The following is a 23,396-nucleotide window of genomic DNA, read 5'->3' on the forward strand; positions in this document are numbered from 1 at the left end:
ACTCGAGTCTCATTGGGGGAACAGATGAAGAACAACGCTCTGCGCGGATTCAGTGCCGCGGCGCTGCTGATCATGGGGATGACAGCCTGCGGCGGACCAAGCAACTCACCGGACGTCGCCGCTACCGCCGGGAGCGCGTCCAGCGAAGCCTCGCCCGCGCCAACGGAAGCGCCGGCAAAGAAGTACAACACGGAAGAACTCACGGCGCTTGTGGCCGAAATCAAGGACGCCCGGGGTGCCAGGCTCTCAGTGACGTCCAGCGCCAACCTCTCAGGATCCATGGAGCAGTCGAAAGCCCTGCTGTCATCGATGACGGTTGAACCGGCCGAGTGCCAGGAGATGGCGCTTGCCGGCATGCCGCCTTCGGTTGAGGGTGCCTCCATGGCGATGGGAACAAGCCTGGACGCCACAGCAGGGGCGTCCACCGTGGTCTCCCTGACGTCCGGGCTCGACACGGAATTCCTGAAGCAAAGCATTGCGCAGTTCGGGGAGGTGAACAAGTGCGCGAGCATGTCGATGACAACCTCAGGCGCGGCGTTCGACGTAGCCTTGACCATGCTGAACGGGCTCGGTTCTGTCCCAGAGACAATTGCCTACAGGACGGACACGACTCTGCCCGATGGGCGGAAGCAGTCACTGGTCACTGCGCAGGTGGTACATCGGGGCGTGCTGATGACCGTCATAGCCACGGGTGGGAAGAGTGAGGAAGATGCCGTCGCACGGGTCGGCGCGATTCTGGATCAGGCTGCCGCGCTGGTCAAGTAGCCCGTTCGGGCCTGGCACAGGATGTCCGGTGCACCTCAGGGGTTGTCCAGCTCGCCCGTGAGGTAGCGCTGGACGTTCGGGGCGACCATCCTCACCACCTCGTCCTGCGTTGCCGAGGCCAGGGGGTCGAGCCGGACCACGTACCGCACCAGCATCAGCCCCACCATCTGGCTGGCCACCAGGTCGCCGCGCATCCTGACCTCCCCGGCCGGGCCGGGCACCCCGGCCATGACCCGGGACAGGATGGTCCGGGCCACCATTTCGCGCAGCAGGGCCGTCTTGGCTGTGGAGCCGATGGTGCCGCGGACGAACGCCACCAGCCCGTGCTGGGCGGGGCCCTCCCACAAACGGAGCACCGCCCGGATGATGGCCTCGGCGCGCTCTCCGGGGTCCAGGGTCTCCACACCGGCAAGGACCTGTTCAGGGTCCGCCGGCAGCTCCACGCTAAGGGCGAAGAGTTCGTCCTTGCCCTTGAAGAAATGGTGGACCATGGCGGGGTCCACCTGGGCCTCGCGTGCCACCTGCCGCAGGCTGGTGCCGTCGAAGCCGTGCTCGGCAAACAGCCGCCGGGCCGTGCCGAGGATGAGCTCCCGGGAGTCCTCGCCGCCGCTCCGGCGCCCCCGCCGCAGCGGCTGCAGGCTGCCGCTCATGAGGTCCGCCGTCGAAGTGTCAGCGATGCCAGCACCAGGACCACCAGCACGATTCCCACCATGACGGCTGCGTCCTGCCACATGGCCGACGTGGCCTCGGCATTGCCCGCGATCTCCTGGAGCGCGTCCACGGAGAACGTCAGCGGCAGCACATTGGAGATCGCCTCCAGGACGTCGTTCATCCGGTCCCGGGCCACGAAAAGACCGCACAGCAGGATCTGCGGCACCACCACCACGGGCATGAACTGCACGGCCTGGAACTCCGTCCTGGCGAACGCCGAGCACAGCAGCCCCAAGGCCACGCCCAGCACCGCGTTGATGACGGCGATCATCACCACCAGGCCCGGGCCGCCCTTGATGTCCAGGCCGAACACCCAGTACGCCACGGCGGTGGCCACGAGGGACTGCAGCGCCGCCATGATCGAGAATGCCAGGGCATAGCCGAAGAGGAGATCGGCCTTGTGGATGGGGGTGGTCAGCAGGCGTTCCAGCGTCCCGGAAGTCCGTTCGCGCAGCATGGTGATGGAGGTGACCAGGAACATGACCACGAACGGGAAGATCGCCAGCATCATGAGGCCCACGCGGTCGAACGTGCGCGGGAATCCTGGCGGAAGGGTCTCATTCTCGAACAGGAAATAGACCGCGGTCAGCAGCAGGGCGGGCACCACCAGGATCAGTGCCACGCTGCGGTGGTCATGCCGCAACTGGCCCAGCACCCGGGCCGTAGTGGCCAGCATCATCCGGGGATTCATTGTGCCGCCAGCCCTTCCTGGATGATGTGCAGGAACGCGCGTTCGAGGTCGTTGCTGCGCCCCCGCTCGGCGAGTTCCGCGGGGCTGAGTTGGGCCAGCAGCAGCCCGTCCCGCAGCAACAGCAAGGATGAGCAGTGCGAGGCTTCCTCCATGACGTGGCTGGACACCAGCAAGGTGGTTCCGGCCTCCGCCATGGCTGCGAAGCGTTCCCACAGCTCGGCCCGCAGCACCGGGTCCAGTCCCACGGTCGGTTCGTCCAGGACGAGCAGTTTGGGCCGCGAGACCAGCGCGCAGGCCAGCGACACGCGGCTGGACTGTCCGCCGGACAGGTCAGCCGTCTTCTGCCGTGCGAATTCTTCGAGCCCGACGGCGGCAATCGCCTCCGCGGTGTCGGCCGCCGTCGCGCCGTGCATGGCACCGAAGTACCGGACGTTGGCTTCCACGCTCAGGTCCGGGTACACGCTGGGCGACTGGGTGACGTACCCGACGTCGTGCCTCAGCGAGGGCGCGCCGGCAGGCTGCCCTAGGACGCTGATGGAGCCGCTGGTGATCTTCTGGACTCCCACGATGCCGCGCATCAGGGTGGTCTTTCCGCTGCCGGAAGGGCCGAGCAGCCCGGTGATGCGGCCGTTCCCGATGCTGAAATCAAGGCCCCGCAGGATCCGGGTCCGGCCTCTCGAAATGTGCAGGGCCACGGCCTCCACCGCGGCAGTCCCGGCGGTTGCGGGTGAGGCAGCGTGGCCGCGGGGTTTCGTTTTGTCTCTTGCAAGGTGTGACACCAGGACCTCCGGCGACATCCGTTTATTCACCACATGATGAATAAACGCTATGCCCGGCCCTCGCCTCCGGTCAATGGCGTGCGTGCTCAATGGCGCGCTGGTCAATGGCGTGTTGCGGGCAAATCCTTGAAAACGTGCGTCGCATCACATAACTTCGAGACTGACCGTGTCGTTGGGGTGCGGTGGGTTGCAGAGAGGAAACACACACAATGGCTGTAAGCGTTGATCTTTCCAAGGCACTTGACAAGGCATACGAAGACAAATCTCTCAAGGAAATCCTGGACGCGTCTCCGGCTGCGCTGGCGGGTGTCACGGATGCCGCCGCACAGGCGTTGAAGGATGCCCTCGGCATTGACACCGTCCGCGAGCTCGGCAGCAACAAGTACTTCGCAGTCGCAGGCGTACTGGTGGCCTTGGAGGGCAAGACCACGTAGCTTTCCGGGGACAGAGCCTGCGGCCGACCGGCTGCTGAGCCACGCCGCCTTTGCAGGATGACCAGCCGCCTCGCGGCCAGGGGCTCCGGCTCCGACGGCGTGGCTCTTCTGTGCCCGCGTCCGCCGCCGGCAGGGAGGCGGGCGCTCCGGGCCGTCGCCAGCCCGGGCGGGCCGGAGGGTGCGCTCTCAGCCGGTAGATTAGTAGACAGTTGTTTTTGCCAGTTCTGCCATAGAAACGGATACGTACCCGTGGTCCTTCGCCTTTCCAAGCTGTTCCTGCGCACCCTGCGTGAAGATCCCGTCGACGCCGAGGTGGCAAGCCACAGGCTCCTGGTCCGGGCCGGCTACATTCGCCGCGCGGCACCGGGCATCTACACCTGGCTTCCGCTGGGCCTGAGCGTGCTGCGCAAGGTCGAGGCCGTCGTCCGCGAGGAAATGGACGCCATCGGTGCCCAGGAAGTCCACTTCCCGGCGCTGCTGCCGCGCGAGCCCTACGAGGCCACCAACCGCTGGACCGAATACGGCGAAGGCCTGTTCCGGCTCCAGGACCGCAAGGGTGCCGACTACCTGCTTGCCCCCACCCATGAGGAGATGTTCACCCTCCTGGTCAAGGACCTGTACTCCTCGTACAAGGACCTGCCCCTGAGCCTGTACCAGATCCAGAACAAGTACCGCGACGAAGCACGCCCCCGCGCGGGCCTCCTGCGCGGCCGCGAGTTCATCATGAAGGACTCCTACTCCTTCGACGTGGACGACGCCGGCCTGGACGCCAGCTACGCCGCCCACCGCGCCGCCTACCTGAAGATCTTCGCCCGCCTGGGCCTTGATGTCATCCCCGTTGCCGCAACCGCCGGCGCCATGGGCGGGTCCAAGAGCGAGGAGTTCCTGCACCCCACCGAGATCGGCGAGGACACCTTCGTCCGCTCCGCCGGCGGCTACGCAGCCAACGTCGAAGCCGTTACCACCGTGGTCCCGGCCTCAATCGACTTCAGCAACGCCCCGGCCGCCCGCGTCCTGGACACCCCGGACACGCCCACGATCGAGAGCCTCGTGGCGGCTTCCAACCAGCTGGCGCCGCGCAGCGGAGCCGACGGCGGCACCTGGACGGCTGGGGACACGCTCAAGAACGTGGTCCTTGCCGTCACCCTGCCCACGGGCGAGCGCCTGCTCGTAGTCGTCGGTGTGCCAGGAGACCGTGCCGTGGACCTCAAGCGCGTCGAGGCGAACATCGGATCCTTCCTCCCCATCGCGGGGGAGATCGGCCTCGAAGCCGCCAACGACGGCGACCTTAAGAAGCACCCGCTGCTCGTCAAGGGCTACATTGGCCCCGGCCGGGCCCTTGGCGAAGCGGTGCTGGGCCTGGAGGGTTCGACCAAGCTGCTCTACCTCGTTGACCCCCGCATCGTCTCCGGAACCAGCTGGGTCACCGGGGCCAACGTGGACGGCAAGCACGTCTTCGGCCTCGTGGCCGGCCGCGACTTCACCTGGGACGGCGTTATCGAGTGCACCGAGGTCCGCGAAGGCGACCCCGCCCCCGACGGTTCCGGTCCGCTGGAGACCGCCCGCGGCATCGAGATGGGCCACATCTTCCAGCTCGGCCGCAAGTACGCCGAAGCCCTTGAGCTGAAGGTCCTGGACCAGAACGGCAAGCAGGTGGTGGTCACCATGGGCTCCTACGGCGTCGGTGTGACCCGCGCAGTGGCTGCCCTGGCTGAGTCCAACCACGACGACAAGGGCCTGAGCTGGCCGCGGGCCGTCGCCCCTGCCGATGTCCACGTGGTGGCCGTCGGCCGCGGCGAGGACATCTTCGAGGCGGCGGAGAAGCTTTCCGCGGAGCTCGAGGCCGCCGGCCTGGACGTCATCTACGACGACCGTCCCAAGGTTTCCCCCGGCGTGAAGTTCGGCGACGCCGAGCTGCTCGGCGTCCCCACCATCCTGGCCGTGGGCCGTGGTCTGGTGGACGGCGTCGTGGAAATCAAGGACCGCCGCAGCGGCGAGGCAGAGAACATTGCGGTGGACAAGGCCGTCGACTACGTGGTCAACGCCGTCCGTAGCCGGTGATTTCCGGCTTCGAATCGATCCAGCTCACCACTCTCATCCTGATTGTGGTGGCCGGCTTTGCCGCCGGCTGGGTTGACGCCGTCGTAGGGGGCGGGGGACTGATCCAGCTCCCCGCCCTGCTCTTGGTGCCCGGGATCACCCCTGTCCAGGCGCTGGCGACCAATAAGATGGGTTCCATCTTCGGTACGACCACGAGTGCGGTGACGTATTACCGGCGCGTCGGCCCGGACCTGAAGACGGCCGTCCCTATGGCCGTGATCGCCCTCGCTGGAAGCTTCGGCGGGGCGGTCCTGGCCGCGAACCTGCCCGCGAGCGTGTTCAAGCCGATCATCGTGGTGGCCCTGGTCGCCGTCGCACTTTTCACGGCCCTGCGCCCCAACGCCGGCGAACTGACCGCCCTGCGGCACGACGGCCACACGCACTACATCGTGGCCTGCCTCATCGGGACCGTGATCGGTTTCTACGACGGCCTGATCGGCCCCGGCACCGGCTCGTTCCTGGTGATCGCGCTCGTCTCAGCCATGGGTTACGCCTTCCTCGAGGCCAGCGCCAAGGCCAAGATCGTCAACATGGCTACCAACGCCGGGGCGCTGCTGTTCTTCCTGCCGCACGGCTCCCTGCTGTGGGGCCTCGGACTGGTCCTGGGGCTGGCGAACATGGCCGGCGGCTACCTGGGCGCCCGCACGGCCGTGAAGCAGGGCAGCGCCTTTGTGCGGATCGTCTTCCTGATCGTGGTGGCCGCCCTCATCGTTAAGCTCGGCTACGACGTTTGGCAGGACTACTTCGGCGCATAGGGCGTGCTCAGATAAAGCTTCCGCTTGCGTTCGCCATGAACCGATTCTAGACAGCTGACGGGCCGGGTTCCGGGAGCTCATGCGCCTTCGGCAGGCCATCCAAGGTGCGTCCGGCCATGGTGCTGGCAACCCAGAGTGAGCGCGCCAGATCGCCGCCGTGGCCCGGCTTGGCGGCGTACCACAGGGCGTTCTCGACTTCCCGGGCCAGGCTCCACTGCCGGGCGACCTCCGTGTCGAGGCCGGCGGCCGTGCTGAAGGCCTCGCAGCGGGCCAGCAGTGCCAGCTCCGGATCGCTTCGCGGCAGCTCCGCCAGGCGGTTCCAGAGCAGCGGCGCGACGGCGAATTCGGCCTCGCCGATCATGGGCTGGGGGTCGATGGCCAGGTACTCGGCCCGGTGGTCCTGTCTGCTGCCGGGCTTGGCCAGGATGTTCATGAAATGCAGATCCGTGTGCACCAGCACATCCGTGCCGGAACGGCGGCCCACGGCACCGCGGGTCTGGCAGACCTCCAGGGCGGCTTCGAGCAGCCAGCGGGGGAACGGCCTGCCCAGCTGCTCCCAATCGGCGGGCAGATCGTCGCTCCAGCGCTCTGCGGCGGCCGCAACATGGTCGAATTCCTGCCATTCGGCCCGTTCGTCCGGGGCGATGGACAGCTGCCGGACCATGGATCCCCAGATGTCCGGGCACTGTTCCAGCGGGACGTCCTGAAGCCAGCGGCCGGCGTCGAGCCGTTCGAGCAGCAGGGAACAGCTTGCGGCATCGGAAGCCAGCAGCCGGACGGCGCCGTGGCCGTCCCAGAGGGACAGCGCATGGCGTTCCACGAGCGCCTCGTCGTGCGGGAAGGAAACCTTCAGGGCCGCAGGGGTGCCGTGCTGCAGGACCGGGAACACCAGCCCGCCGTGGCCGTTCCACGGCCCCGCGCCGGGTTCCAGGTCCACGTCCAGCTGCCAGCCGTCCAGGCGGTCCTGGACCAGCCCGGGCAGGCTGGCGAGCCACGCGCGGCCTTCGGGGCTGCGGCTGTAACGTTTCCGGAGGTCACTGGGAATGGGGACAACTGCCGGTGGGATCACGGCTCCAGCCTAGCGGTGGATCGGAAGCAGCGGTGGATCAGAGTCAGCGCCGATCAGACGATGCCGCTGGCGCCCAGCCAGTTGCCTACGGCGAAGGTCGCGGCCAGGGCCAACGCGCCGCCGATCACCACCCGGACCGCGGCACGGACCCTGGAGGCGCCGCCGATCCACGCGCCCACCGCGCCGGTGATGGCCAGTGCCACGAGCACGGCCGCGAAGGTCAGGGGCACGCGCAGGCCTTCCGGCGGCAACAGGATGGCCAGCATGGGCAGGACGGCGCCGAGGGTGAAGGCAACCGCGGACGCGAAGGCTGCGTTCCACGGGCTGACGATATCGTCCTCATGGATGTTCAGTTCGGCCGACAAATGCGCGGCGAGGGCATCGTGCCGGGTCAGTTCGCTGGCGACGGTGCGGGCGGTGGCGGGGCTGAGCCCTTTGGCCTCGTAGATCGCCGTGAGCTCGGTGAGTTCCTCCTCCGGCTGTTCCTCGAGTTCCTGGCGTTCCTTCTGGATCAGTGATTTCTGCGTGTCGCTCTGGCTGCTGACGGAGACGTATTCGCCGAGCGCCATGGAGATTGCGCCGCCCACGAGGCCCGCGGTTCCGGCCGTCAGGATGTGGGCGGTGTTGGAGGTGGCGCCGGCGACGCCCACTACGATCGCGGCCACGGACACGATGCCGTCGTTCGCGCCCAGGACCCCTGCCCGCAGCCAGTTCAGCCGATGGGCCAGATCGTCCCGGTGCGGTTCGTTGTCGTGCAGCGTGGCAGGTTCGATGGAAGCCATGGTTCAAGCCAAGCACCGCACGGGGACCTTGGCCAGCCAAGCAAGGCTTTCCTTCAGGTGACCTGCCCGGCGGTTAAGGTGCGGTGGTCGCGGCGCTCGGAGCGGGCAGGGGAGGCAGGGCCCCGGCGTCGACAACCAGCCCGGGCAGCGCGTCTAGGGGGGTGCCCCAGGCAGTGCTGCGGCGGGCAGCCCCCAGGAGCCCGTCCAGGGCCCATTGGCGGGTGTCGCCGGTGCCGAGCGCGATCAGGTCCCCGAAACCTTGCAGCGTGCCGGCCTCCAGCGCGCCAAGGGCGGCGAGGGGCTTGGTGGAGAGCTGTTCCGGCAGGCGGTAGCCGGCCTCCCGGGGCGGCACCTCCAGGCAGTGCGCGCGCCCGAGGGCCTCCGCCTGCCGCAAGGCAGTCTGGTGTGCCGTCAGAGCGCTCTGGGCCGTGCCGGAGGCGGCCGGGTCCAGCCGGGTCAGGGCGACCTGATGGACGTATACGGCTTCCTGCTCGGAGCGGACCGCGGCCGCCAGCGCGCCGGCAAGGGTTGCGGCCGTCGCAGTTCCCGACGGCGCCGCCGGTGCCGGGCAGGATTCCGTCGCCGTGGGGACCGCCGTCGGCGTGATCCGCACCGGGGTGGCCGGGGCCGGAAGTCCGGCGGCGGCAGCCAGTTGGGCGGACTGCAGCACATGCGCTGTCCCGACGGCGGCCAGCAGCCGGGCGATGCCGCCGTCGGCCTCTGCCGCATCGGCGAGGCGCTGCGCCCCGCTCGCCGACAGCGCCGCGACGAGGGCCTGCGGGGTGCGCGGCCCTTCCGGAGAATCCGGGGCGGGGGAGACGGCGGACGACGCGGGTGTCGCCTGGGCAGGGGCCAGCAGGGCGCGTGACTGAGTTGTCAGCAATGTCACAGTGTCCGCGAGCGCCGTGTCCGGCAGCCCGCTGCCGCTTGGAAGGGCGGCGGCAGTGCGCAGGCCGGTAGCAGCATCAAGCAGGGAAAGGGTGTCCGCGAAAGCGCTGACCCGCGCGGATTCGGAGAACGGAGCTGCCGGGGGAGGCCCGGGATCACGCGGAATGAGGACCATCCCGGTGGCCAGCACGATGGCCGCGAGCAGGAACACCAAAGCGGTCCTCGCCCAGCCGGGCATTGCGCGGTTTTCCTTGCTCTCGTGCTTCACAACAGACCATGTTGTCACGCGGGCGGGAAACTCCGTGCACCACGTTGCCGGGAAAATCGCTAGGCTAGTAGTCACAACAACATCTATCGGGAGGCGGCTGGCAACATGAGCGACTCGGAAGCCACGACTTCAACAGACCGTACTGGTTCATCCTCAACGGCCCCCACCATCCAGAACCCGGAAGAGAACAGGCTCAAGGCCCTGCTCGAGCCGGCTGTCTTGGCCAACCGGCTCTACCTTGAGGACGTTGCAATCCACGTCGCAGGGTCCCACCGCACCGTCCACGTTGTCGTGGACCTTCCCCAGGAGGAAACCGGCGGCGTCAGCCTGGACGCCATCGCGGAGATCTCCCGCGCACTGTCGGACATCCTGGACAACGATCCCCGCGACGACGGACGCCCCTATGACCTCGAGGTTTCCTCGCCCGGCGTCGGACGGCCCCTCACCGAGCCCCGGCACTGGCACCGCGCCCTCGGCCGCATGGCCAAGGTCAACGTGCTCCAGGGCGACGACCTCACCGGCCGCATCGTGTCCGTTGACAACGACGGCGTGACGCTGGTTCCCGAGCATGAGGTCAAGAAGGGGATGAAGCCCAAGCAGGGCGACCCTGTGAAACTTCCTTTCGACAGGATCCGCCAAGGAAAAGTCGAGATTGAATTCAGCCACCTCCACGAGGCCGGGCTGGAAGACGAGCACAACGGACCTTCTGAGGAGGCCTAATGGATATTGACATGAGCGCACTGAGACTCCTGGAGCGTGAGCGTGAAATCCCGCTGGACCTCCTGATCCCCACCATCGAGCAAGCGCTCCTGGTGGCCTACCACAAGACGCCGGGCGCCTTCGAAAAGGCCCGCGCCGAGCTTGACCGCAAGAGCGGCCACGTGACCATCTGGGCCACCGAGATCGACGACGACGGCGCCCCCGTCGGCGAGTTCGAGGACACCCCCGCCGGCTTCGGACGCATCGCTGCCAGCACCGCCCGCCAGATCATCCTGCAGCGCCTGCGCGATGTTGAGGACGACAATGTGCTGGGCGAGTTCAAGGGTCGTGAAGGCGAGCTTGTGGCCGGCATGATCCAGCAGGGCAACAACCCGCACATGGTCCAGGTCCACCTCGGCTCCGTGGAGGCATTGCTGCCGCCGCCCGAGCAGGTCCCCGGCGAGAAGTACATCCACGGCAGCCGCCTGCGCGCGTTCGTCATTGACGTACACCGCGGTGCCAAGGGCCCGTCCATCACGCTATCGCGTTCGCACCCGGGCCTGGTCCGGAAACTGTTCGAAATGGAAGTTCCGGAAATCGCGGACCGCTCCGTGGAGATCGTGGCCCTGGCCCGTGAAGCCGGGCACCGCACCAAGATCGCCGTCAAGGCCAACACTCCGGGCATCAACGCCAAGGGTGCCTGCATCGGCGAAATGGGTTCGCGTGTCCGCGCCGTCATGACGGAACTCAACGACGAGAAGATCGACATCGTCGACTTCAGCGAGGACCCGGCGACGTTCATCGCCAGCGCGCTCTCGCCGTCGCGCGTGAATTCCGTCACCATCACCGACGAGGCCACCCGCTCCGCCCGCGTGGTGGTTCCCGACTACCAACTCTCCCTCGCCATCGGCAAGGAAGGCCAGAACGCGCGGCTCGCCGCGAAGCTGACCGGCTGGAGGATCGATATCGTCTCCGACGCGGCCGCCCCGAAGAACGACTAGCTTCTGGACCGGTGGCCCTGGCCGCCGGTCCAGCCCCGGTTTGCCCGGCCCGCCGGTTTCGGCAGCCCGGCGCCGGGGGCTAGAATAGATGGAACCGGACTTACGTCCGGTATCCGTGCGCTTTGGCGTGCTCCGGCGGCAATGCCGCTGGGGCGCCCATGAAGCACCAGATGCAGAGGCAGGTAAGGACACACAGTGGCTGAACTGCTTCAACACGGCCATCAGCCTGTTCGCACCTGTATCGGATGCCGGAAGCAAGGCTCCCGGTCCGAGCTTGTCCGGCTCGTCGCCGAAGGCGGCGGGTCAACCGCTGTCCTGATGGACAAACGACGCCGGATGGCAGGCCGGGGTGCTTGGCTGCACCCCAGCGAAACGTGCTTGGCATTGGCGATCAAGCGGCGCGCCTTCGGAAGGGCCCTTGCGGGCGCAACCGGAACCGCCGACGTCGAACGCTACATAGTGCCAGGCACGCACCCTGCGGAGGCTCCGGCCACCGCAGGAAAACCGTCCAAACCTGAAAGCGGGTCAGAAATCTGATGGAAACCCGATGAGTTCCCAGCGATGAGTGCGCAACGATGACAACTTTGTTGCGCTCTGCACAGGGCCTTTCCGCCACCGTCGTGGCAGGGGCCCGCAGTAAGAAGTAGACGGTTCGTGCCTGGCTCGGTGCGGACCGAGACAGGAGAAATGTGGCCAAGGTCCGCGTACACGAGCTCGCCAAAGAGCTCGGTATTACTTCCAAAGATGCAGTGACAAAACTGCAGGAACTGGGCGAATTCGTTCGCTCCGCCTCTTCCACCATTGAGGCCCCCGTCGTGAAGAAGCTTCGCGACGCTTACCCGGGTGCCGGCGCTGCAAAGGCCGCGGCCCCCGCAGCAGCACCCACGGCACCGGCTGCCCCTGCGGCATCCAGCCCGTCACCGGGCCCGGCCGCCCCCAAGGCAGTGTCTCCGGCTCCGGCTCCGGCCCCCGCCCCTGCCGCCAAGGCCCCCGCTCCGGCACCGGCACCGGCAGCAGTTGCTGCTCCCTCCGCAGCAGCCCCCGTTTCCGCCAAGCCCGGCGCCCGTCCCGCCCCCAGGGCCGAGGCTCCCGCCCCGGCACGCCAGGGTGGCCAGGCTCCGCGTCCCGGCGGTCCGCGTCCGGGCAACAACCCGTTCGCCACCTCGCAGGGCATGCCCCGCGGCCGTGGCGGCGACGGCGAGCGTCCGCCGCGTCCGGGCAACAACCCGTTTGCAACGTCCCAGGGCATGCCCCGTCCGGGCGGCCGTACCGAGGGTGAACGCCCCGGTGGTCCCCGTCCCGCAGCCGGCGCCGGCGGCCCCCGCCCGGCAGCCGGTGCAGGTGGCCCGCGTCCGGGTGCACCGCGTCCCGGCGCACCCCGTCCGGGTGCTCCGCGTCCGGCCGGTGGCCCCGGTGGCAACCGTCCGACTCCGGGCATGATGCCCAACCGCACTGAGCGTCCGGCTCCCGGCTCCGTGGCACGCCCCGGTGGCGGCGGACGTGGCCCGGGTCGCCCGGGTGGCGCTCCCGGTACCGGTGCTCCCGGTGCAGGTGGCGGAGCTCCTGCCGGCGGTGGCTTCGGCAAGGGCGGCCGCGGCCGCGGCGGTACCCAGGGTGCCTTCGGCAAGGGTGGCGCAGGACGCGGCAAGCAGCGCAAGTCGAAGCGTGCCAAGCGTCAGGAACTGGAGCAGATGAGTGCTCCGTCGCTGGGCGGCGTAAGCGTGCCCCGCGGCGACGGCAACACCGTCATCCGCCTGCGCCGTGGCTCGTCCATCACGGACTTCGCCGAGAAGATCGATGCGAACCCCGCCTCGCTGGTGACCGTGCTGTTCCACCTCGGTGAAATGGCAACGGCCACGCAGTCCCTCGACGAGGACACCTTTGGCCTGCTTGGCGCCGAACTCGGCTACAAGCTCCAGGTTGTCTCACCGGAAGACGAAGAGCGCGAACTGCTCGACTCGTTCGACATCGACCTTCAGGGTGAGCTCGACGCCGAAGGCGACGACGTCCTTGAGGCCCGTCCTCCGGTCGTCACCGTCATGGGTCACGTTGACCACGGTAAGACCCGCCTGCTCGACGCCATCCGGAAGACCAACGTGGTTGCCGGCGAGCACGGTGGCATCACCCAGCACATCGGTGCTTACCAGATCAGCCACGTCCACGAGGGCACAGCCCGCGACATCACCTTCATTGACACCCCCGGCCACGAGGCGTTCACCGCCATGCGTGCCCGTGGTGCCAAGGTCACCGACATCGCGATCCTGGTTGTTGCAGCCGACGACGGCGTCATGCCGCAGACGGTGGAAGCACTCAACCACGCCCAGGCAGCCAACGTGCCGATCGTCGTCGCAGTGAACAAGATCGACAAGGAAGGTGCGAACCCGGACAAGGTCAAGGGCCAGCTCACCGAGTACGGCCTGGTTCCCGAGGAATACGGCGGCGACACCATGTTCGTTGAGGTTTCTGCCCGCCAGGGCCTGAACATCGACGAACTGATCGACGCCGTCCTCCTGACCGCAGACGCCGCCCTGGACCTGCGTGCCAACCCGGACAAGGACGCCCGAGGCATTGCCATCGAAGCGAACCTGGACAAGGGCCGCGGTTCCGTGGCCACCGTCCTGGTGCAGTCCGGTACCCTGGCCGTCGGTGACACGATCGTGGCCGGTACGGCCCACGGCCGCGTCCGTGCCATGTTCGACGAGGACGGCAACGCCCTCGACATCGCACTGCCGTCCCGCCCGGTACAGGTCCTGGGCCTGTCCAATGTGCCGCGTGCAGGTGACACCTTCCTGGTGACCTCGGACGAGCGTACGGCCCGCCAGATCGCCGAAAAGCGTGAAGCAGCAGACCGCAACGCCGCCCTGGCCAAGCGCCGCAAGCGCATCAGCCTCGAGGACTTCGACAAGGCTGTGGCCGAAGGTAAGATCGACACCCTCAACCTCATCCTCAAGGGTGACGTGTCCGGTGCCGTGGAAGCCCTCGAAGACGCACTGCTCAAGATCGACGTCGGAGACGACGACGTTCAGCTGCGCGTCATCCACCGCGGTGTGGGTGCCATCACCCAGAACGACGTCAACCTGGCAACGGTCGACAACGCGATCATCATCGGCTTCAACGTCAAGCCTGCTGAGCGCGTCGCCGACCTGGCTGACCGTGAAGGCGTGGACATGCGCTTCTACTCGGTCATCTACGGTGCGATCGATGACATCGAGCTGGCCCTCAAGGGCATGCTCAAGCCGGAGTACGAGGAAGTCCAGCTCGGCACCGCCGAGGTCCGCGAAGTCTTCCGTTCTTCCAAGTTCGGAAACATCGCCGGTTCCATCGTCCGCTCGGGCATCATCCGCCGTAACACCAAGGCACGCGTCACCCGCGATGGCAAGATCATCGGTGACAACCTCACCGTTGAGACGCTCAAGCGCTTCAAGGACGACGCCACCGAAGTCCGCACGGACTTCGAGTGTGGTATCGGCCTGGGATCGTACAACGACATCGTTGAAGGTGACATCATCGAGACCTTCGAGATGCGCGAAAAGCCGCGCGTCTAAGAAGTCTGGTGGGGGCCTCCGAGTTTTGGGGGCGCCCGCCCACAAGGTGCGGGGCCGTTGGATTTTTCCGGCGGCCCCGCCCCTTCGCCGGACGGTTTTCGATCTGCGATCGCAAACCGTCCGGCTCCGACAGGCCCGATGCCACTCCCTGGCCGCCGGAAAAACCCAACGGGAGTCCGTCGTAGGCTCGCCTCAGGCGCGTGGCACCATGCAAACTTAAGTACGCCAGCGGACACGCGCCGTCGTACCCTCGAATTTTTTAGGAGTGGAAATGGCTGATCCGGCACGCGCTGCCAAGTTGGCGCAGCGGATTAAGGTTGTTGTCGCTGAGGCACTCGGCCGTCGGGTTAAGGATCCGCGGGTTGAGGCCATCACGATCACCGATGCGCGCGTCACCAACGACCTCCAGCACGCAACCTTGTACTACACGGTGTTCGGCGATGAGCTCGCGCACGCCGATGCCCGTAAGGCACTGGAGAAGGCCAGGGGGGTGCTGCGCCAGGAAGTGGGCCGCAACATCACCGTCCGCCTGACCCCGACCCTCGAGTTCGTGGCCGACCAGATCCCGGTCAACGCCTCGAACCTCGAGGAGCTGCTGCGCACCGCCAAGCGGCGCGACGCCGAGGTGGCCGCACTGGCCGCCGGCGCCGAGCACGCTGGCGAGGCCGACCCGTACAAGAGCGATGCCCCGCAGGACACGGACATCGACGAAGACGACTTTGACGAAGAGGACATCGACCTCACGGACGATGAGGAACTCGACGAGGACGCCGGCCGCTAGGCACGTCCGCACGGGTGAAGGCCGGATCCCCTTGGGGGGGGTCCGGCCTTCACCGCGTTAAGCGGCTTCCCGGCTTGTGGCTGCCTCTGAAGACGCCGCCCGACGTCGGGGGCTACTGCCGTACCGGAAGCCGCCCGACGCCGTCGAGCAGTTCCTGCTGCCCGCCGCACAGGGCGATCCTGATCCAGCCTTCGCCGATCGAACCGAAGGCGGTGCCGGGGGCGAAGGAAACGCCGGCCTCCGCCAGGAACCGCCGCACCCAGGCACGCACGTTCCCGCCGCTCACATGCGACACGTCTGCCCAGAGGTAGAACGCGCCCTGGGCATCAAGGTACGGGATGCCCTTGGCCACAAGGGCCGTCGAGGCGGCGTCGCGGTTGCCGCGGTAGTGCTCCCGGGCCGCTTCCACATAGTCCTGCGGGCCGGTCAGGGCCGCCAATGCAGCGTATTGTGAGGGCGAGGCAACGCAGGACACGATCGCCTCCATGACGTTGTTCATCTTCAGTTCCAGTCCCGGCGGGCAGATCAACGCCCCGATCCGCAGCCCGGTCAGCCCGTAGGTCTTGGACAGCGTGACGGAGGTGAACACCCGGGCCTGACCGGGGACGTCACTGTCGAAGCGGGCGGGGCTGACGTGCGGGACGTCGAAGGTGAAAGCTTCGTAGCATTCGTCGGAGATGATCCACAGATCGTGCCGCACGGCGAGCTCCACCAGTTGGCGCGTCAGGTCTTCGCCGATCACGGCGCCCAGCGGGTTGGACGGCGAATTGAGCATCAGGACCCTGGTCCGGGGCGTGATGAGGGCTTCGATGTCCGCGATGCGGGGCTGGAAGTCGTGCCCGGGGTAGAGCGGGTATTCCACCGGGACGGCGTGCAGCAGGCGGCTCGTCATGGCGAAGGTGGGGTAACCGGGGTTGGGGATGAGGATCTCGTCGCCGGGAGCCAAAAGCAGGCTCATGGCAAAGTGGAGCCCCTGCTGGGCGCCGTCTACCACGTAGACCCGTTCGGCGCCGATGTGCACGCCGGTGTGCTCCCGGAAACGGGCCGCGAAGGCCTCCCGGAGTGCCGGGATGCCGGCGTTGGGCGTGTAGTTGGTCTCATCCCGGTCCAGGCACGCCATGCCGGCCTCCAGCACGTGCCGGGGCAGGGCGAAACCGGGTTCGCCGATGCTGAGCACCAATGCCCCGGGAGTGGCCCAGGCGGCCTCGGTGATCTCGCGGATCTGGTTCACGGGGACGTCACGGACGTGCGCGGCAAGCTCAGGCATGGGAGCCATCCTAGCCACGGATATACTGGGAAGCGTGCTTTCTGGACTGGTAATCGTTGACAAACCGCAGGGATGGACCAGCCACGATGTGGTTGGACGGATGCGGCGGCTGGCCGGTACCCGGAAAGTTGGCCATGCCGGGACCCTGGACCCCATGGCCACGGGCGTCCTGGTGGTCGGAATCAACAAGGCCACGCGCCTTCTGACCTACATCGTCGGCACCTCCAAGACGTACACGGCCACCATCAGGCTCGGCGAAACCACCATCACCGACGACGCCGAGGGCGAGGTCACCGGCACAAGCAGCGCCGCCGCCGTCGTGGATGACGCCATCGCTGCCGGCGTCGCGGCCCTCACCGGCGAGATCCAGCAGGTTCCCAGCAGCGTCAGCGCCATCAAGGTCAACGGCGAGCGCTCCTACGCGCGCGTCCGCGCCGGTGAAGAGGTCAAGCTCGCCGCCCGTCCGGTGACCATCCACCGTTTCGAGATCCACGGGATCCGAAGGGTCGACGGCGGCAGGGTAGTGGACGTGGACGTCACCGTTGAATGCTCGTCCGGCACCTACATCCGGGCCCTTGCCCGCGACCTCGGCGAGGCGCTGGGCGTTGGCGGCCATCTGACCGCGCTCCGCCGTACGAAGGTGGGCCCGTACTCGATCGAGCAGGCCCGCACGCTGGAGCAGCTGGCCGAGGAGCTCGACGTCCTGGAAATGTCCCAGGCCGCGCGGGCACTGATGCCCAACCGCGAACTCAGCGACGAGGAAACCACGGAAATCTCCTTCGGCCGCCGCATCGCCGCGGGCCCCGGAGCCGGCACACCCCAGGCCGCCACCCCGGACAAGCCAGCCGCGGCCTTCTCCCCGGCGGGTGAGCTGGTGGCGCTGCTGGCAGACGCCGGAAGTTTCGCCAAGCCGGTCCTGGTATTCGCACCGGACAACGAAAAACAGGCCAAGTAGCCGTGGACGGATACTTCTACGCGGTGCTTGCCGTGGGCCTGATTTCCACGATCATCTGCGTCGTTGCGGGAATCATGAAGAAGGCCCCGAACGACATCACCATCTTCTCCGTGCTCGCCGTCGAAGCCGTCCTGCTGGTCTACCTGATCGGCTCGATCGTGCGCGTGGCGCTGGGGGAGCACATGGCAGGCGAGGCCTGGGAATTCTGGGGCTACCTGGCCACCGCCCTGATGATTCCGCCCGCAGCCGTGTACTGGTCCATCCTGGAGCGGACGCGCTGGAGCAATTTTGTCCTGGGCGCCGTGGGCGTCACGGCCCTCGTCATGGCGGCCCGCATGAACCAGATCTGGTACTGACCTTGGAAGAAGCACCCGAAGTGACGGCTATTGAAGCACAAGGCGCGAAGCGCGACACCCGCAATACCGGCCCCGGCCGCCTGCTGATAGCGGTGTACGCCGTGTTCGCACTCTCGGCTACGGCCCGTGCCGGCTACCAGATCGCCACCAAGTTTTCCGAGGCCCCGCTGGCGCACATCCTCTCGGCCTTTGCCGCGCTGGTCTACGTGGTGGCCACCGTGTCTTTGGCCAAGCCGGGCCGCACTTGGTTCAGGGTGTCGCTGGCGGCCGTGCTGGTGGAACTGGTGGGAGTGCTGGTGGTCGGGGCCGTCAGTCTGTTTGACCCCGTGGCCTTCCCGCACGACACAGTGTGGTCCCTGTTCGGCCGCGGCTACGGCTTCGTGCCGCTGGTCCTGCCCGTGCTCGGGCTCCTCTGGCTCAACCGCAGGCGCCCGGCGAAGGCCGCTGCCCCGTAGTACCGGGCTGTCCTGTGCGCCCGGCCATTGCGGGTAACCTTAGAGAGTTCCGGAGCCGAGCAGGCCGCCGGACGGCACGGAATGTCTGCAGTTAAAGGCGAGGTTGATGGTCCACATCTGGAACGATCCCACCGAGGTCCCGGAGGACTTCGGCCCCACAGTCGTCACCATCGGCAACTTCGACGGCGTCCATCGCGGCCACCAGCAGGTCCTCTCCCAGCTCGCGGCCACCGCGCGGCAAAGCAACGCGCGCTCCGTCGCCGTCACCTTCGACCCCCACCCCGCGCAGCTGCACCGCCCGGAGTCCGCCCCTGAACTCATCATGGGCCTGCAGGACAAGCTGGACGCCCTGGCGGCCACCGGGCTCGACGCCGTGCTCGTCATGAAGTACACGCTCGACCTCGCGGCAATGACGCCGGAAGAGTTCGTCGGCGACATCCTGGTGGGCAGCCTGCACAGCGCCCACGTTGTGGTGGGCCACGATCTGCGTTTCGGCGCCGGCAACGCCGGCGATGTCGGCACCATGCAGGAACTCGGCGGCAAACTGGGCTTTACCGTCCAGGTGGTCCATGAGTTCGGCGCGGAAGGCTTCCCGGTCCACGACGACGGTGGAATCGACCGGCGCTGTTCCTCCACGTGGGTGCGCGAGGCATTGTCCGAAGGCGATGTGGTGACCGCCGCCGCCGTGCTGGGGCGTCCGCACAGCATGCGCGGCGAAGTCGTCCATGGCGCCGCCCGTGGCCGCCTCCTCGGCTTCCCCACGGCAAACCTTTCCCACGACGCCACCGGCTACGTTCCCGCCGACGGCATCTACGCCGGCTGGTTGGTCGATGAGGCCGGCACGCGCTGGCCGGCCGCCATTTCCGTGGGTTCCAACCCCACGTTCGACGGCGTCAGCCGCCAGGTCGAGGCACACGTCATCGACCGTCCGGAGGAGGCCGTCGAGGCCTTCGACCTCTACGGCCAGCTGATCGTGGTCGAGTTCACCGCACGGTTGCGCGGCATGGTGGCGTACCGTGGGCCTGAAGCGTTGGCCGAGCAGATCGGCCTGGATGTGGTCCAGGCCCGCAAGCTCCTGCTCCAGGGGTAGCCCAACGCAAGACTCCGGCGGGAAGGCGGGACTGTGGCGATCGAGAAGAACACCCGGCAGCTGGACGAAGGCATCGTCCAGGACTTCAGTTCGCGCATGAGCTATGCCTCCTACCTGCAGCTGCCCGTGCTGCTCAGCGCCCAGCAGCCCGTCAGCCAGCCCGTCCACCATGATGAGCTGCTGTTCATCATCCAGCACCAGACCACCGAGCTCTGGCTCAAGCTGGTCCTGCACGAGCTGCGCAGCGCGGCCGGCTGGCTCCGCTCGGATGACCTTGGCGCCGCGCTCAAAGCCATCGCCCGCGTCAAGCACATCCAGAAGACGCTCACCGAGCAGTGGTCGGTCCTGGCCACGCTGACGCCCACAGAGTACGCGCAGTTCCGCGGCTTCCTCGGCAGCTCCTCCGGCTTCCAGTCCAGCCAGTACCGCGCCGTGGAGTTCATCCTCGGCAACAAGAACAGCAAGATGCTGCCCGTGTTCGACTCCGATCCCGAGGCCAGGGCCATGCTCGAGGAGATCTTGCACGCCCCGAGCCTCTACGACGAGTTCCTGGCGTACCTGCACCGCCGGGGGTTCGCGGTCCCGGCCGCGCTGTTGGAGCGCGACGTCACCCAGGCCCACCAGTTCGAGCCAGCACTGGTTCCGGTGTTCAAGCACATCTACGAACACGCCAAGGAAAACTGGGGAGCCTACGAGGCCTGCGAGGAACTTGTCGACCTGGAGGACAACTTCCAGCTCTGGCGCTTCCGGCACCTGCGCACCGTCCAGCGGACCATCGGCATGAAGCGCGGAACCGGCGGCTCCACCGGGGCGGCTTTCCTCAAGAAAGCCCTTGAACTGACCTTCTTCCCGGAACTCTTCGCGGTGCGGACCGAGATCGGCACATGAGCGCCCGGCAGCGTCCCGGGGCACCTTCCGGACGCTGAAGAGCAGGCTCACAGCACCGCTTTCGACAACTTTGCCGGCCTGCCGGTAAACTGGTCTGTGGATCCGGCTGCAGTCCGTGGCGGCTGGACCTGTTTTTGTGTGCGGTTGCCGCAGCGAAGACAACCCGGCAGCGAGGCGCTGAATCGGGAAGCACGGCACAACTCTAGGAGTTCACGTGGCACTTGACGCCGCTGTAAAGCAGTCCATCATCAAGGAATACGCAACGTCTGAAGGCGACACCGGTTCGCCCGAGGTCCAGGTTGCTGTCCTGACCCAGCGGATCAAGGATCTGACTGAGCACATGAAGGAGCACAAGCACGACTTCCACACCCAGCGCGGTCTGCTGGCCATGGTTGGTCGTCGCAAGCGCATGCTTGGCTACCTGAAGAACACTGACATCGCCCGCTACCGTTCGCTCATCGAGCGCCTCGGCCTGCGCCGCTAGTCAGCTTTAGGGGCGGCTCGTTCCACGCGGACCGGGCCGCCTTCTTGGAAAAACAACTACATCAGGAATCAACCGCATCGCGCATTCGCGGTCCTCGGTAGTGATCCCCGGGAGCAGCCTTCGGTGACGAAGGCACGGCCCGAGGGTCTCGATCGATGACCGGGTGTCGTACAGGCCAACAAAAGACGTGGCCTGGGTTGATGCGGCGGACTTCCGTCACACAGAAACGGAGGTGACTCTCAATGGAGGGTCCCGAAATCCAGTTCTCCGAAGCGATCATCGACAACGGCCGTTTCGGCAAGCGTGTCATCCGCTTCGAAACCGGCCGTCTTGCCAAGCAGGCAGCCGGTGCATCGATGGTCTACATCGACGAAGACACCGCACTCCTCTCGGCAACCACCGCGGGCAAGCAGCCGCGCGAAGGCTTCGACTTCTTCCCGCTGACGGTTGACGTTGAAGAGCGCATGTACGCTGCCGGCCGCATCCCGGGCTCGTTCTTCCGCCGTGAAGGCCGCCCGTCCACCGAGGCCATCCTGGCTTGCCGCCTCATGGACCGCCCGCTGCGCCCGGCCTTCGTGAAGGGCCTGCGCAACGAGGTCCAGATCGTGGTCACCGTTCTGGCGATCAACCCGGACGAGCTCTACGACGTCGTCGCCATCAACGCGTCCTCGATGTCCACCCAGCTTTCCGGCCTCCCGTTCTCCGGCCCGATCGGCGGCGTCCGCGTTGCCCTCATCGCCGACGAGCAGGGTTCGCAGTGGGTTGCTTTCCCGAAGCACTCCCAGCTCGAGAACGCCGTGTTCAACATGGTTGTGGCCGGCCGCATCGCCGGTGACGACGTCGCCATCATGATGGTTGAAGCCGAAGCCACGGACAACTCCTGGGCACTCATCAAGGAACAGGGCGCCACCGCCCCCACCGAAGAGGTTGTCTCCGAGGGCCTCGAGGCTGCCAAGCCGTTCATCAAGGCCCTGTGTGAAGCACAGGCTGACCTTGCTGCCCGCGCCGCCAAGCCGACCGTTGAGTTCCCGGTGTTCCTGGACTACCAGGACGATGTCTACGCAGCCGTTGAGGCCGCTGCCGCCGACAAGCTGGCAGCCGTCTTCCAGATCGCCGACAAGCAGGAGCGCGACAACGCTTCCGACGAGCTCAAGGACGAAGTCCTTGGCACCCTCGCCGGACAGTTCGAAGGCCGCGAGAAGGAGCTGTCCGCAGCATTCCGCTCGGTCACCAAGCACGTTGTGCGCCAGCGCATCCTCAAGGACCAGATCCGCATCGACGGCCGTGGCCTGACGGACATCCGCCAGCTCACCGCCGAGGTCGAGGTTCTGCCCCGCGTCCACGGTTCGGCGATCTTCGAGCGCGGCGAAACCCAGATCATGGGTGTCACCACGCTGAACATGCTCAAGATGGAGCAGCAGATCGACTCGCTGTCGCCGGTAACGCGCAAGCGCTACATGCACAACTACAACTTCCCGCCGTACTCCACCGGCGAGACCGGCCGCGTCGGTTCCCCGAAGCGTCGCGAAATCGGCCATGGTGCCCTCGCTGAGCGCGCCATCATGCCGGTGCTGCCGTCCCGCGAGGAATTCCCGTACGCCATCCGCCAGGTGTCTGAGGCCCTCAGCTCCAACGGTTCGACGTCGATGGGTTCCGTCTGCGCCTCCACGCTGTCGCTGCTCAACGCCGGTGTGCCGCTGAAGGCCGCCGTTGCAGGCATCGCCATGGGCCTGGTCTCCGACCAGGTTGACGGCCAGACCCGCTACGCAGCACTGACCGACATCCTCGGCGCCGAAGACGCCTTCGGCGACATGGACTTCAAGGTTGCCGGTACCTCCGAGTTCGTCACGGCCATCCAGCTGGACACCAAGCTCGACGGCATCCCGGCTTCCGTGCTGGCAGCAGCACTGAAGCAGGCCCGCGAAGCACGCCTGCACATCCTCGAGGTCATCAACGCCGCGATCGACACCCCGGACGAGCTCTCCGAGTTCGCACCGCGCGTCATCGCGGTCAAGATCCCCGTTGACAAGATCGGCGAGGTCATCGGCCCCAAGGGCAAGATGATCAACCAGATCCAGGAAGACACGGGCGCGGACATCTCCATCGAAGATGACGGCACGGTCTACATCGGCGCCACCAACGGTCCGTCTGCCGACGCAGCACGCTCCGCCATCAACGCCATCGCCAACCCGCAGGTTCCGGAAATCGGCGAGCGCTACCTGGGCACGGTCGTCAAGACCACCACCTTCGGCGCCTTCATTTCCCTCACCCCGGGCAAGGACGGCCTGCTGCACATCTCCGAGCTGCGCAAGCTGGCCAACGGCAAGCGCGTGGACAACGTCGATGACGTCGTCTCGGTCGGCCAGAAGATCCAGGTCGAGATCACCAAGATCGACGACCGCGGCAAGCTCTCCCTTTCCCCGGTTGTGGCCGAGGAAGAGGGCGCCGAGTCCGAGGATGATGCAGAGGAATCTGCAGAGTAGCCTGAACCCAGGCAGTACCCGGCGGGGCCGGTGGGCTTTGAGAAGAAGCTCCACCGGCCCCGCCGGGCTTTAACACCAAGCACCAAACCACCCGCCACGCAATCGCGCCACTGGTACGATTGCAGGCAGATTTGGCCCGCCGAGCGGGCT

General features: G+C 67.0%; 23 protein-coding genes. 16 read left to right on the forward strand and 7 right to left on the reverse strand.

Annotated features, from left to right (window positions below):
* Nucleotides 1–24 precede the first annotated feature (24 nt).
* Nucleotides 25–765 carry a hypothetical protein gene (locus tag J1902_RS05210; protein WP_242701634.1) on the forward strand — a complete coding sequence of 247 codons (741 nt, stop codon included), beginning with the start codon at nt 25–27 and terminating at the stop codon, nt 763–765.
* A 35-nt stretch (nt 766–800) separates the two neighbouring features.
* Here the strand turns inward: J1902_RS05210 and J1902_RS05215 are convergent, their stop codons facing one another.
* The 3 genes from J1902_RS05215 to J1902_RS05225 are packed head-to-tail and all read right to left on the reverse strand — an operon-like array spanning nt 801 to nt 2,946.
* Nucleotides 801–1,415, reverse strand: coding sequence for a TetR/AcrR family transcriptional regulator (locus tag J1902_RS05215; protein ID WP_207615190.1), 615 nt, complete (start codon nt 1,413–1,415; stop codon nt 801–803).
* Nucleotides 1,412–2,155: an ABC transporter permease gene (locus J1902_RS05220; RefSeq protein ID WP_372434373.1), complete on the reverse strand. Its 744-nt coding sequence runs from the start codon at nt 2,153–2,155 to the stop codon at nt 1,412–1,414. Before J1902_RS05220 ends, J1902_RS05215 begins: the two co-directional genes overlap by 4 nt.
* An 8-nt stretch (nt 2,156–2,163) precedes the next feature.
* Complete coding sequence (locus J1902_RS05225) at nt 2,164–2,946, reverse strand: ABC transporter ATP-binding protein (protein WP_372434374.1); 783 nt, start codon at nt 2,944–2,946, stop codon at nt 2,164–2,166.
* Nucleotides 2,947–3,155: 209 nt separating this feature from the next.
* On the opposite strand from J1902_RS05225, the gene J1902_RS05230 reads away from it, so the two are divergent.
* The 3 genes from J1902_RS05230 to J1902_RS05240 all read left to right on the forward strand — a co-directional run bounded on the left by J1902_RS05230 (nt 3,156) and on the right by J1902_RS05240 (nt 6,235).
* On the forward strand, nt 3,156–3,380 hold the full coding sequence (locus J1902_RS05230; protein WP_207615192.1) for a hypothetical protein: 225 nt from the start codon (nt 3,156–3,158) through the stop codon (nt 3,378–3,380).
* Between the two features lie 249 nt (nt 3,381–3,629).
* Entirely contained in the window at nt 3,630–5,441 is a 1,812-nt protein-coding gene (locus J1902_RS05235) for a proline--tRNA ligase (protein WP_207615193.1), read from the forward strand.
* Nucleotides 5,438–6,235 carry a sulfite exporter TauE/SafE family protein gene (locus J1902_RS05240; RefSeq protein ID WP_207615194.1) on the forward strand — a complete coding sequence of 266 codons (798 nt, stop codon included), beginning with the start codon at nt 5,438–5,440 and terminating at the stop codon, nt 6,233–6,235. The genes J1902_RS05235 and J1902_RS05240 overlap by 4 nt, the downstream gene beginning before the upstream one ends.
* 46 nt (nt 6,236–6,281) lie before the next feature.
* On the opposite strand, the gene J1902_RS05245 is transcribed toward J1902_RS05240, so the two are convergent.
* The 3 genes from J1902_RS05245 to J1902_RS05255 form a co-directional block, all read right to left on the reverse strand.
* Nucleotides 6,282–7,304, reverse strand: a complete 1,023-nt coding sequence (locus tag J1902_RS05245; RefSeq protein WP_207615195.1) for an aminoglycoside phosphotransferase family protein — start codon at nt 7,302–7,304, stop codon at nt 6,282–6,284.
* Nucleotides 7,305–7,357: 53 nt separating this feature from the next.
* Entirely contained in the window at nt 7,358–8,086 is a 729-nt protein-coding gene (locus J1902_RS05250) for a VIT1/CCC1 transporter family protein (protein WP_207615196.1), read from the reverse strand.
* Between the two features lie 73 nt (nt 8,087–8,159).
* Nucleotides 8,160–9,212 (reverse strand): DUF4439 domain-containing protein, encoded by a 1,053-nt coding sequence (locus J1902_RS05255; RefSeq protein ID WP_242701635.1) that lies wholly within the window; start codon nt 9,210–9,212, stop codon nt 8,160–8,162.
* Between the two features lie 135 nt (nt 9,213–9,347).
* Between J1902_RS05255 and rimP the strand changes: the two genes are divergently transcribed.
* The 5 genes from rimP to rbfA all read left to right on the forward strand — a co-directional run bounded on the left by rimP (nt 9,348) and on the right by rbfA (nt 15,268).
* Nucleotides 9,348–9,962, forward strand: a complete 615-nt coding sequence (gene rimP / locus J1902_RS05260) for a ribosome maturation factor RimP (RefSeq protein ID WP_207615198.1) — start codon at nt 9,348–9,350, stop codon at nt 9,960–9,962.
* The gene (nusA, locus tag J1902_RS05265) at nt 9,962–10,942 is read left to right on the forward strand and encodes a transcription termination factor NusA (RefSeq protein WP_207615199.1); all 981 of its coding nucleotides are present in this window, start codon (nt 9,962–9,964) and stop codon (nt 10,940–10,942) included. The genes rimP and nusA overlap by 1 nt, the downstream gene beginning before the upstream one ends.
* Before the next feature lie 195 nt (nt 10,943–11,137).
* Nucleotides 11,138–11,479 carry a YlxR family protein gene (locus J1902_RS05270; protein WP_207615200.1) on the forward strand — a complete coding sequence of 114 codons (342 nt, stop codon included), beginning with the start codon at nt 11,138–11,140 and terminating at the stop codon, nt 11,477–11,479.
* A gap of 152 nt (nt 11,480–11,631) precedes the next feature.
* A complete protein-coding gene (infB, locus tag J1902_RS05275) occupies nt 11,632–14,487 on the forward strand; it encodes a translation initiation factor IF-2 (RefSeq protein ID WP_207615201.1) in 2,856 nt (951 codons plus the stop codon).
* A 271-nt stretch (nt 14,488–14,758) separates the two neighbouring features.
* Nucleotides 14,759–15,268 carry a 30S ribosome-binding factor RbfA gene (rbfA, locus tag J1902_RS05280; protein ID WP_207615202.1) on the forward strand — a complete coding sequence of 170 codons (510 nt, stop codon included), beginning with the start codon at nt 14,759–14,761 and terminating at the stop codon, nt 15,266–15,268.
* 112 nt (nt 15,269–15,380) lie between these two features.
* Here the strand turns inward: rbfA and J1902_RS05285 are convergent, their stop codons facing one another.
* Nucleotides 15,381–16,535 carry a pyridoxal phosphate-dependent aminotransferase gene (locus J1902_RS05285; RefSeq protein ID WP_207615203.1) on the reverse strand — a complete coding sequence of 385 codons (1,155 nt, stop codon included), beginning with the start codon at nt 16,533–16,535 and terminating at the stop codon, nt 15,381–15,383.
* A 34-nt stretch (nt 16,536–16,569) separates the two neighbouring features.
* Between J1902_RS05285 and truB the strand changes: the two genes are divergently transcribed.
* The 7 genes from truB (at nt 16,570) to J1902_RS05320 (ending at nt 23,246) form a co-directional block, all read left to right on the forward strand.
* Entirely contained in the window at nt 16,570–17,490 is a 921-nt protein-coding gene (gene truB / locus J1902_RS05290; protein ID WP_207615204.1) for a tRNA pseudouridine(55) synthase TruB, read from the forward strand.
* 2 nt (nt 17,491–17,492) lie between these two features.
* Nucleotides 17,493–17,846, forward strand: coding sequence for a hypothetical protein (locus J1902_RS05295; protein ID WP_207615205.1), 354 nt, complete (start codon nt 17,493–17,495; stop codon nt 17,844–17,846).
* A 20-nt stretch (nt 17,847–17,866) separates the two neighbouring features.
* Nucleotides 17,867–18,301, forward strand: a complete 435-nt coding sequence (locus J1902_RS05300; RefSeq protein WP_307794377.1) for a hypothetical protein — start codon at nt 17,867–17,869, stop codon at nt 18,299–18,301.
* 106 nt (nt 18,302–18,407) lie between these two features.
* Complete coding sequence (locus tag J1902_RS05305) at nt 18,408–19,391, forward strand: bifunctional riboflavin kinase/FAD synthetase (RefSeq protein WP_207615206.1); 984 nt, start codon at nt 18,408–18,410, stop codon at nt 19,389–19,391.
* A 33-nt stretch (nt 19,392–19,424) separates the two neighbouring features.
* Nucleotides 19,425–20,279 carry a tryptophan 2,3-dioxygenase gene (gene kynA / locus J1902_RS05310; protein WP_207615207.1) on the forward strand — a complete coding sequence of 285 codons (855 nt, stop codon included), beginning with the start codon at nt 19,425–19,427 and terminating at the stop codon, nt 20,277–20,279.
* A gap of 214 nt (nt 20,280–20,493) precedes the next feature.
* Nucleotides 20,494–20,763 carry a 30S ribosomal protein S15 gene (rpsO, locus tag J1902_RS05315; RefSeq protein WP_207615208.1) on the forward strand — a complete coding sequence of 90 codons (270 nt, stop codon included), beginning with the start codon at nt 20,494–20,496 and terminating at the stop codon, nt 20,761–20,763.
* A 242-nt stretch (nt 20,764–21,005) separates the two neighbouring features.
* Entirely contained in the window at nt 21,006–23,246 is a 2,241-nt protein-coding gene (locus J1902_RS05320) for a polyribonucleotide nucleotidyltransferase (RefSeq protein WP_207615209.1), read from the forward strand.
* Nucleotides 23,247–23,396 lie beyond the last annotated feature (150 nt).

It is taken from the genome of Arthrobacter cavernae, from assembly GCF_017368795.1.
GTDB classification, from domain to species: domain Bacteria; phylum Actinomycetota; class Actinomycetes; order Actinomycetales; family Micrococcaceae; genus Arthrobacter; species Arthrobacter cavernae.

Excerpts from the sequence above, each read along its gene's own strand:
- rimP (WP_207615198.1), top strand. The coding sequence starts at position 9,348 with ATGAGCGACTCGGAAGCCACGACTTCAACAGACCGTACTGGTTCATCC.
- rbfA (WP_207615202.1), top strand. The coding sequence starts at position 14,759 with ATGGCTGATCCGGCACGCGCTGCCAAGTTGGCGCAGCGGATTAAGGTT.
- J1902_RS05285 (WP_207615203.1), bottom strand. The coding sequence starts at position 16,535 with ATGCCTGAGCTTGCCGCGCACGTCCGTGACGTCCCCGTGAACCAGATC.
- J1902_RS05210 (WP_242701634.1), top strand. The coding sequence starts at position 25 with ATGAAGAACAACGCTCTGCGCGGATTCAGTGCCGCGGCGCTGCTGATC.
- J1902_RS05320 (WP_207615209.1), top strand. The coding sequence starts at position 21,006 with ATGGAGGGTCCCGAAATCCAGTTCTCCGAAGCGATCATCGACAACGGC.
- J1902_RS05230 (WP_207615192.1), top strand. The coding sequence starts at position 3,156 with ATGGCTGTAAGCGTTGATCTTTCCAAGGCACTTGACAAGGCATACGAA.
- nusA (WP_207615199.1), top strand. The coding sequence starts at position 9,962 with ATGGATATTGACATGAGCGCACTGAGACTCCTGGAGCGTGAGCGTGAA.
- J1902_RS05305 (WP_207615206.1), top strand. The coding sequence starts at position 18,408 with ATGGTCCACATCTGGAACGATCCCACCGAGGTCCCGGAGGACTTCGGC.
- J1902_RS05250 (WP_207615196.1), bottom strand. The coding sequence starts at position 8,086 with ATGGCTTCCATCGAACCTGCCACGCTGCACGACAACGAACCGCACCGG.
- J1902_RS05255 (WP_242701635.1), bottom strand. The coding sequence starts at position 9,212 with ATGCCCGGCTGGGCGAGGACCGCTTTGGTGTTCCTGCTCGCGGCCATC.
- J1902_RS05215 (WP_207615190.1), bottom strand. The coding sequence starts at position 1,415 with ATGAGCGGCAGCCTGCAGCCGCTGCGGCGGGGGCGCCGGAGCGGCGGC.
- J1902_RS05220 (WP_372434373.1), bottom strand. The coding sequence starts at position 2,155 with ATGATGCTGGCCACTACGGCCCGGGTGCTGGGCCAGTTGCGGCATGAC.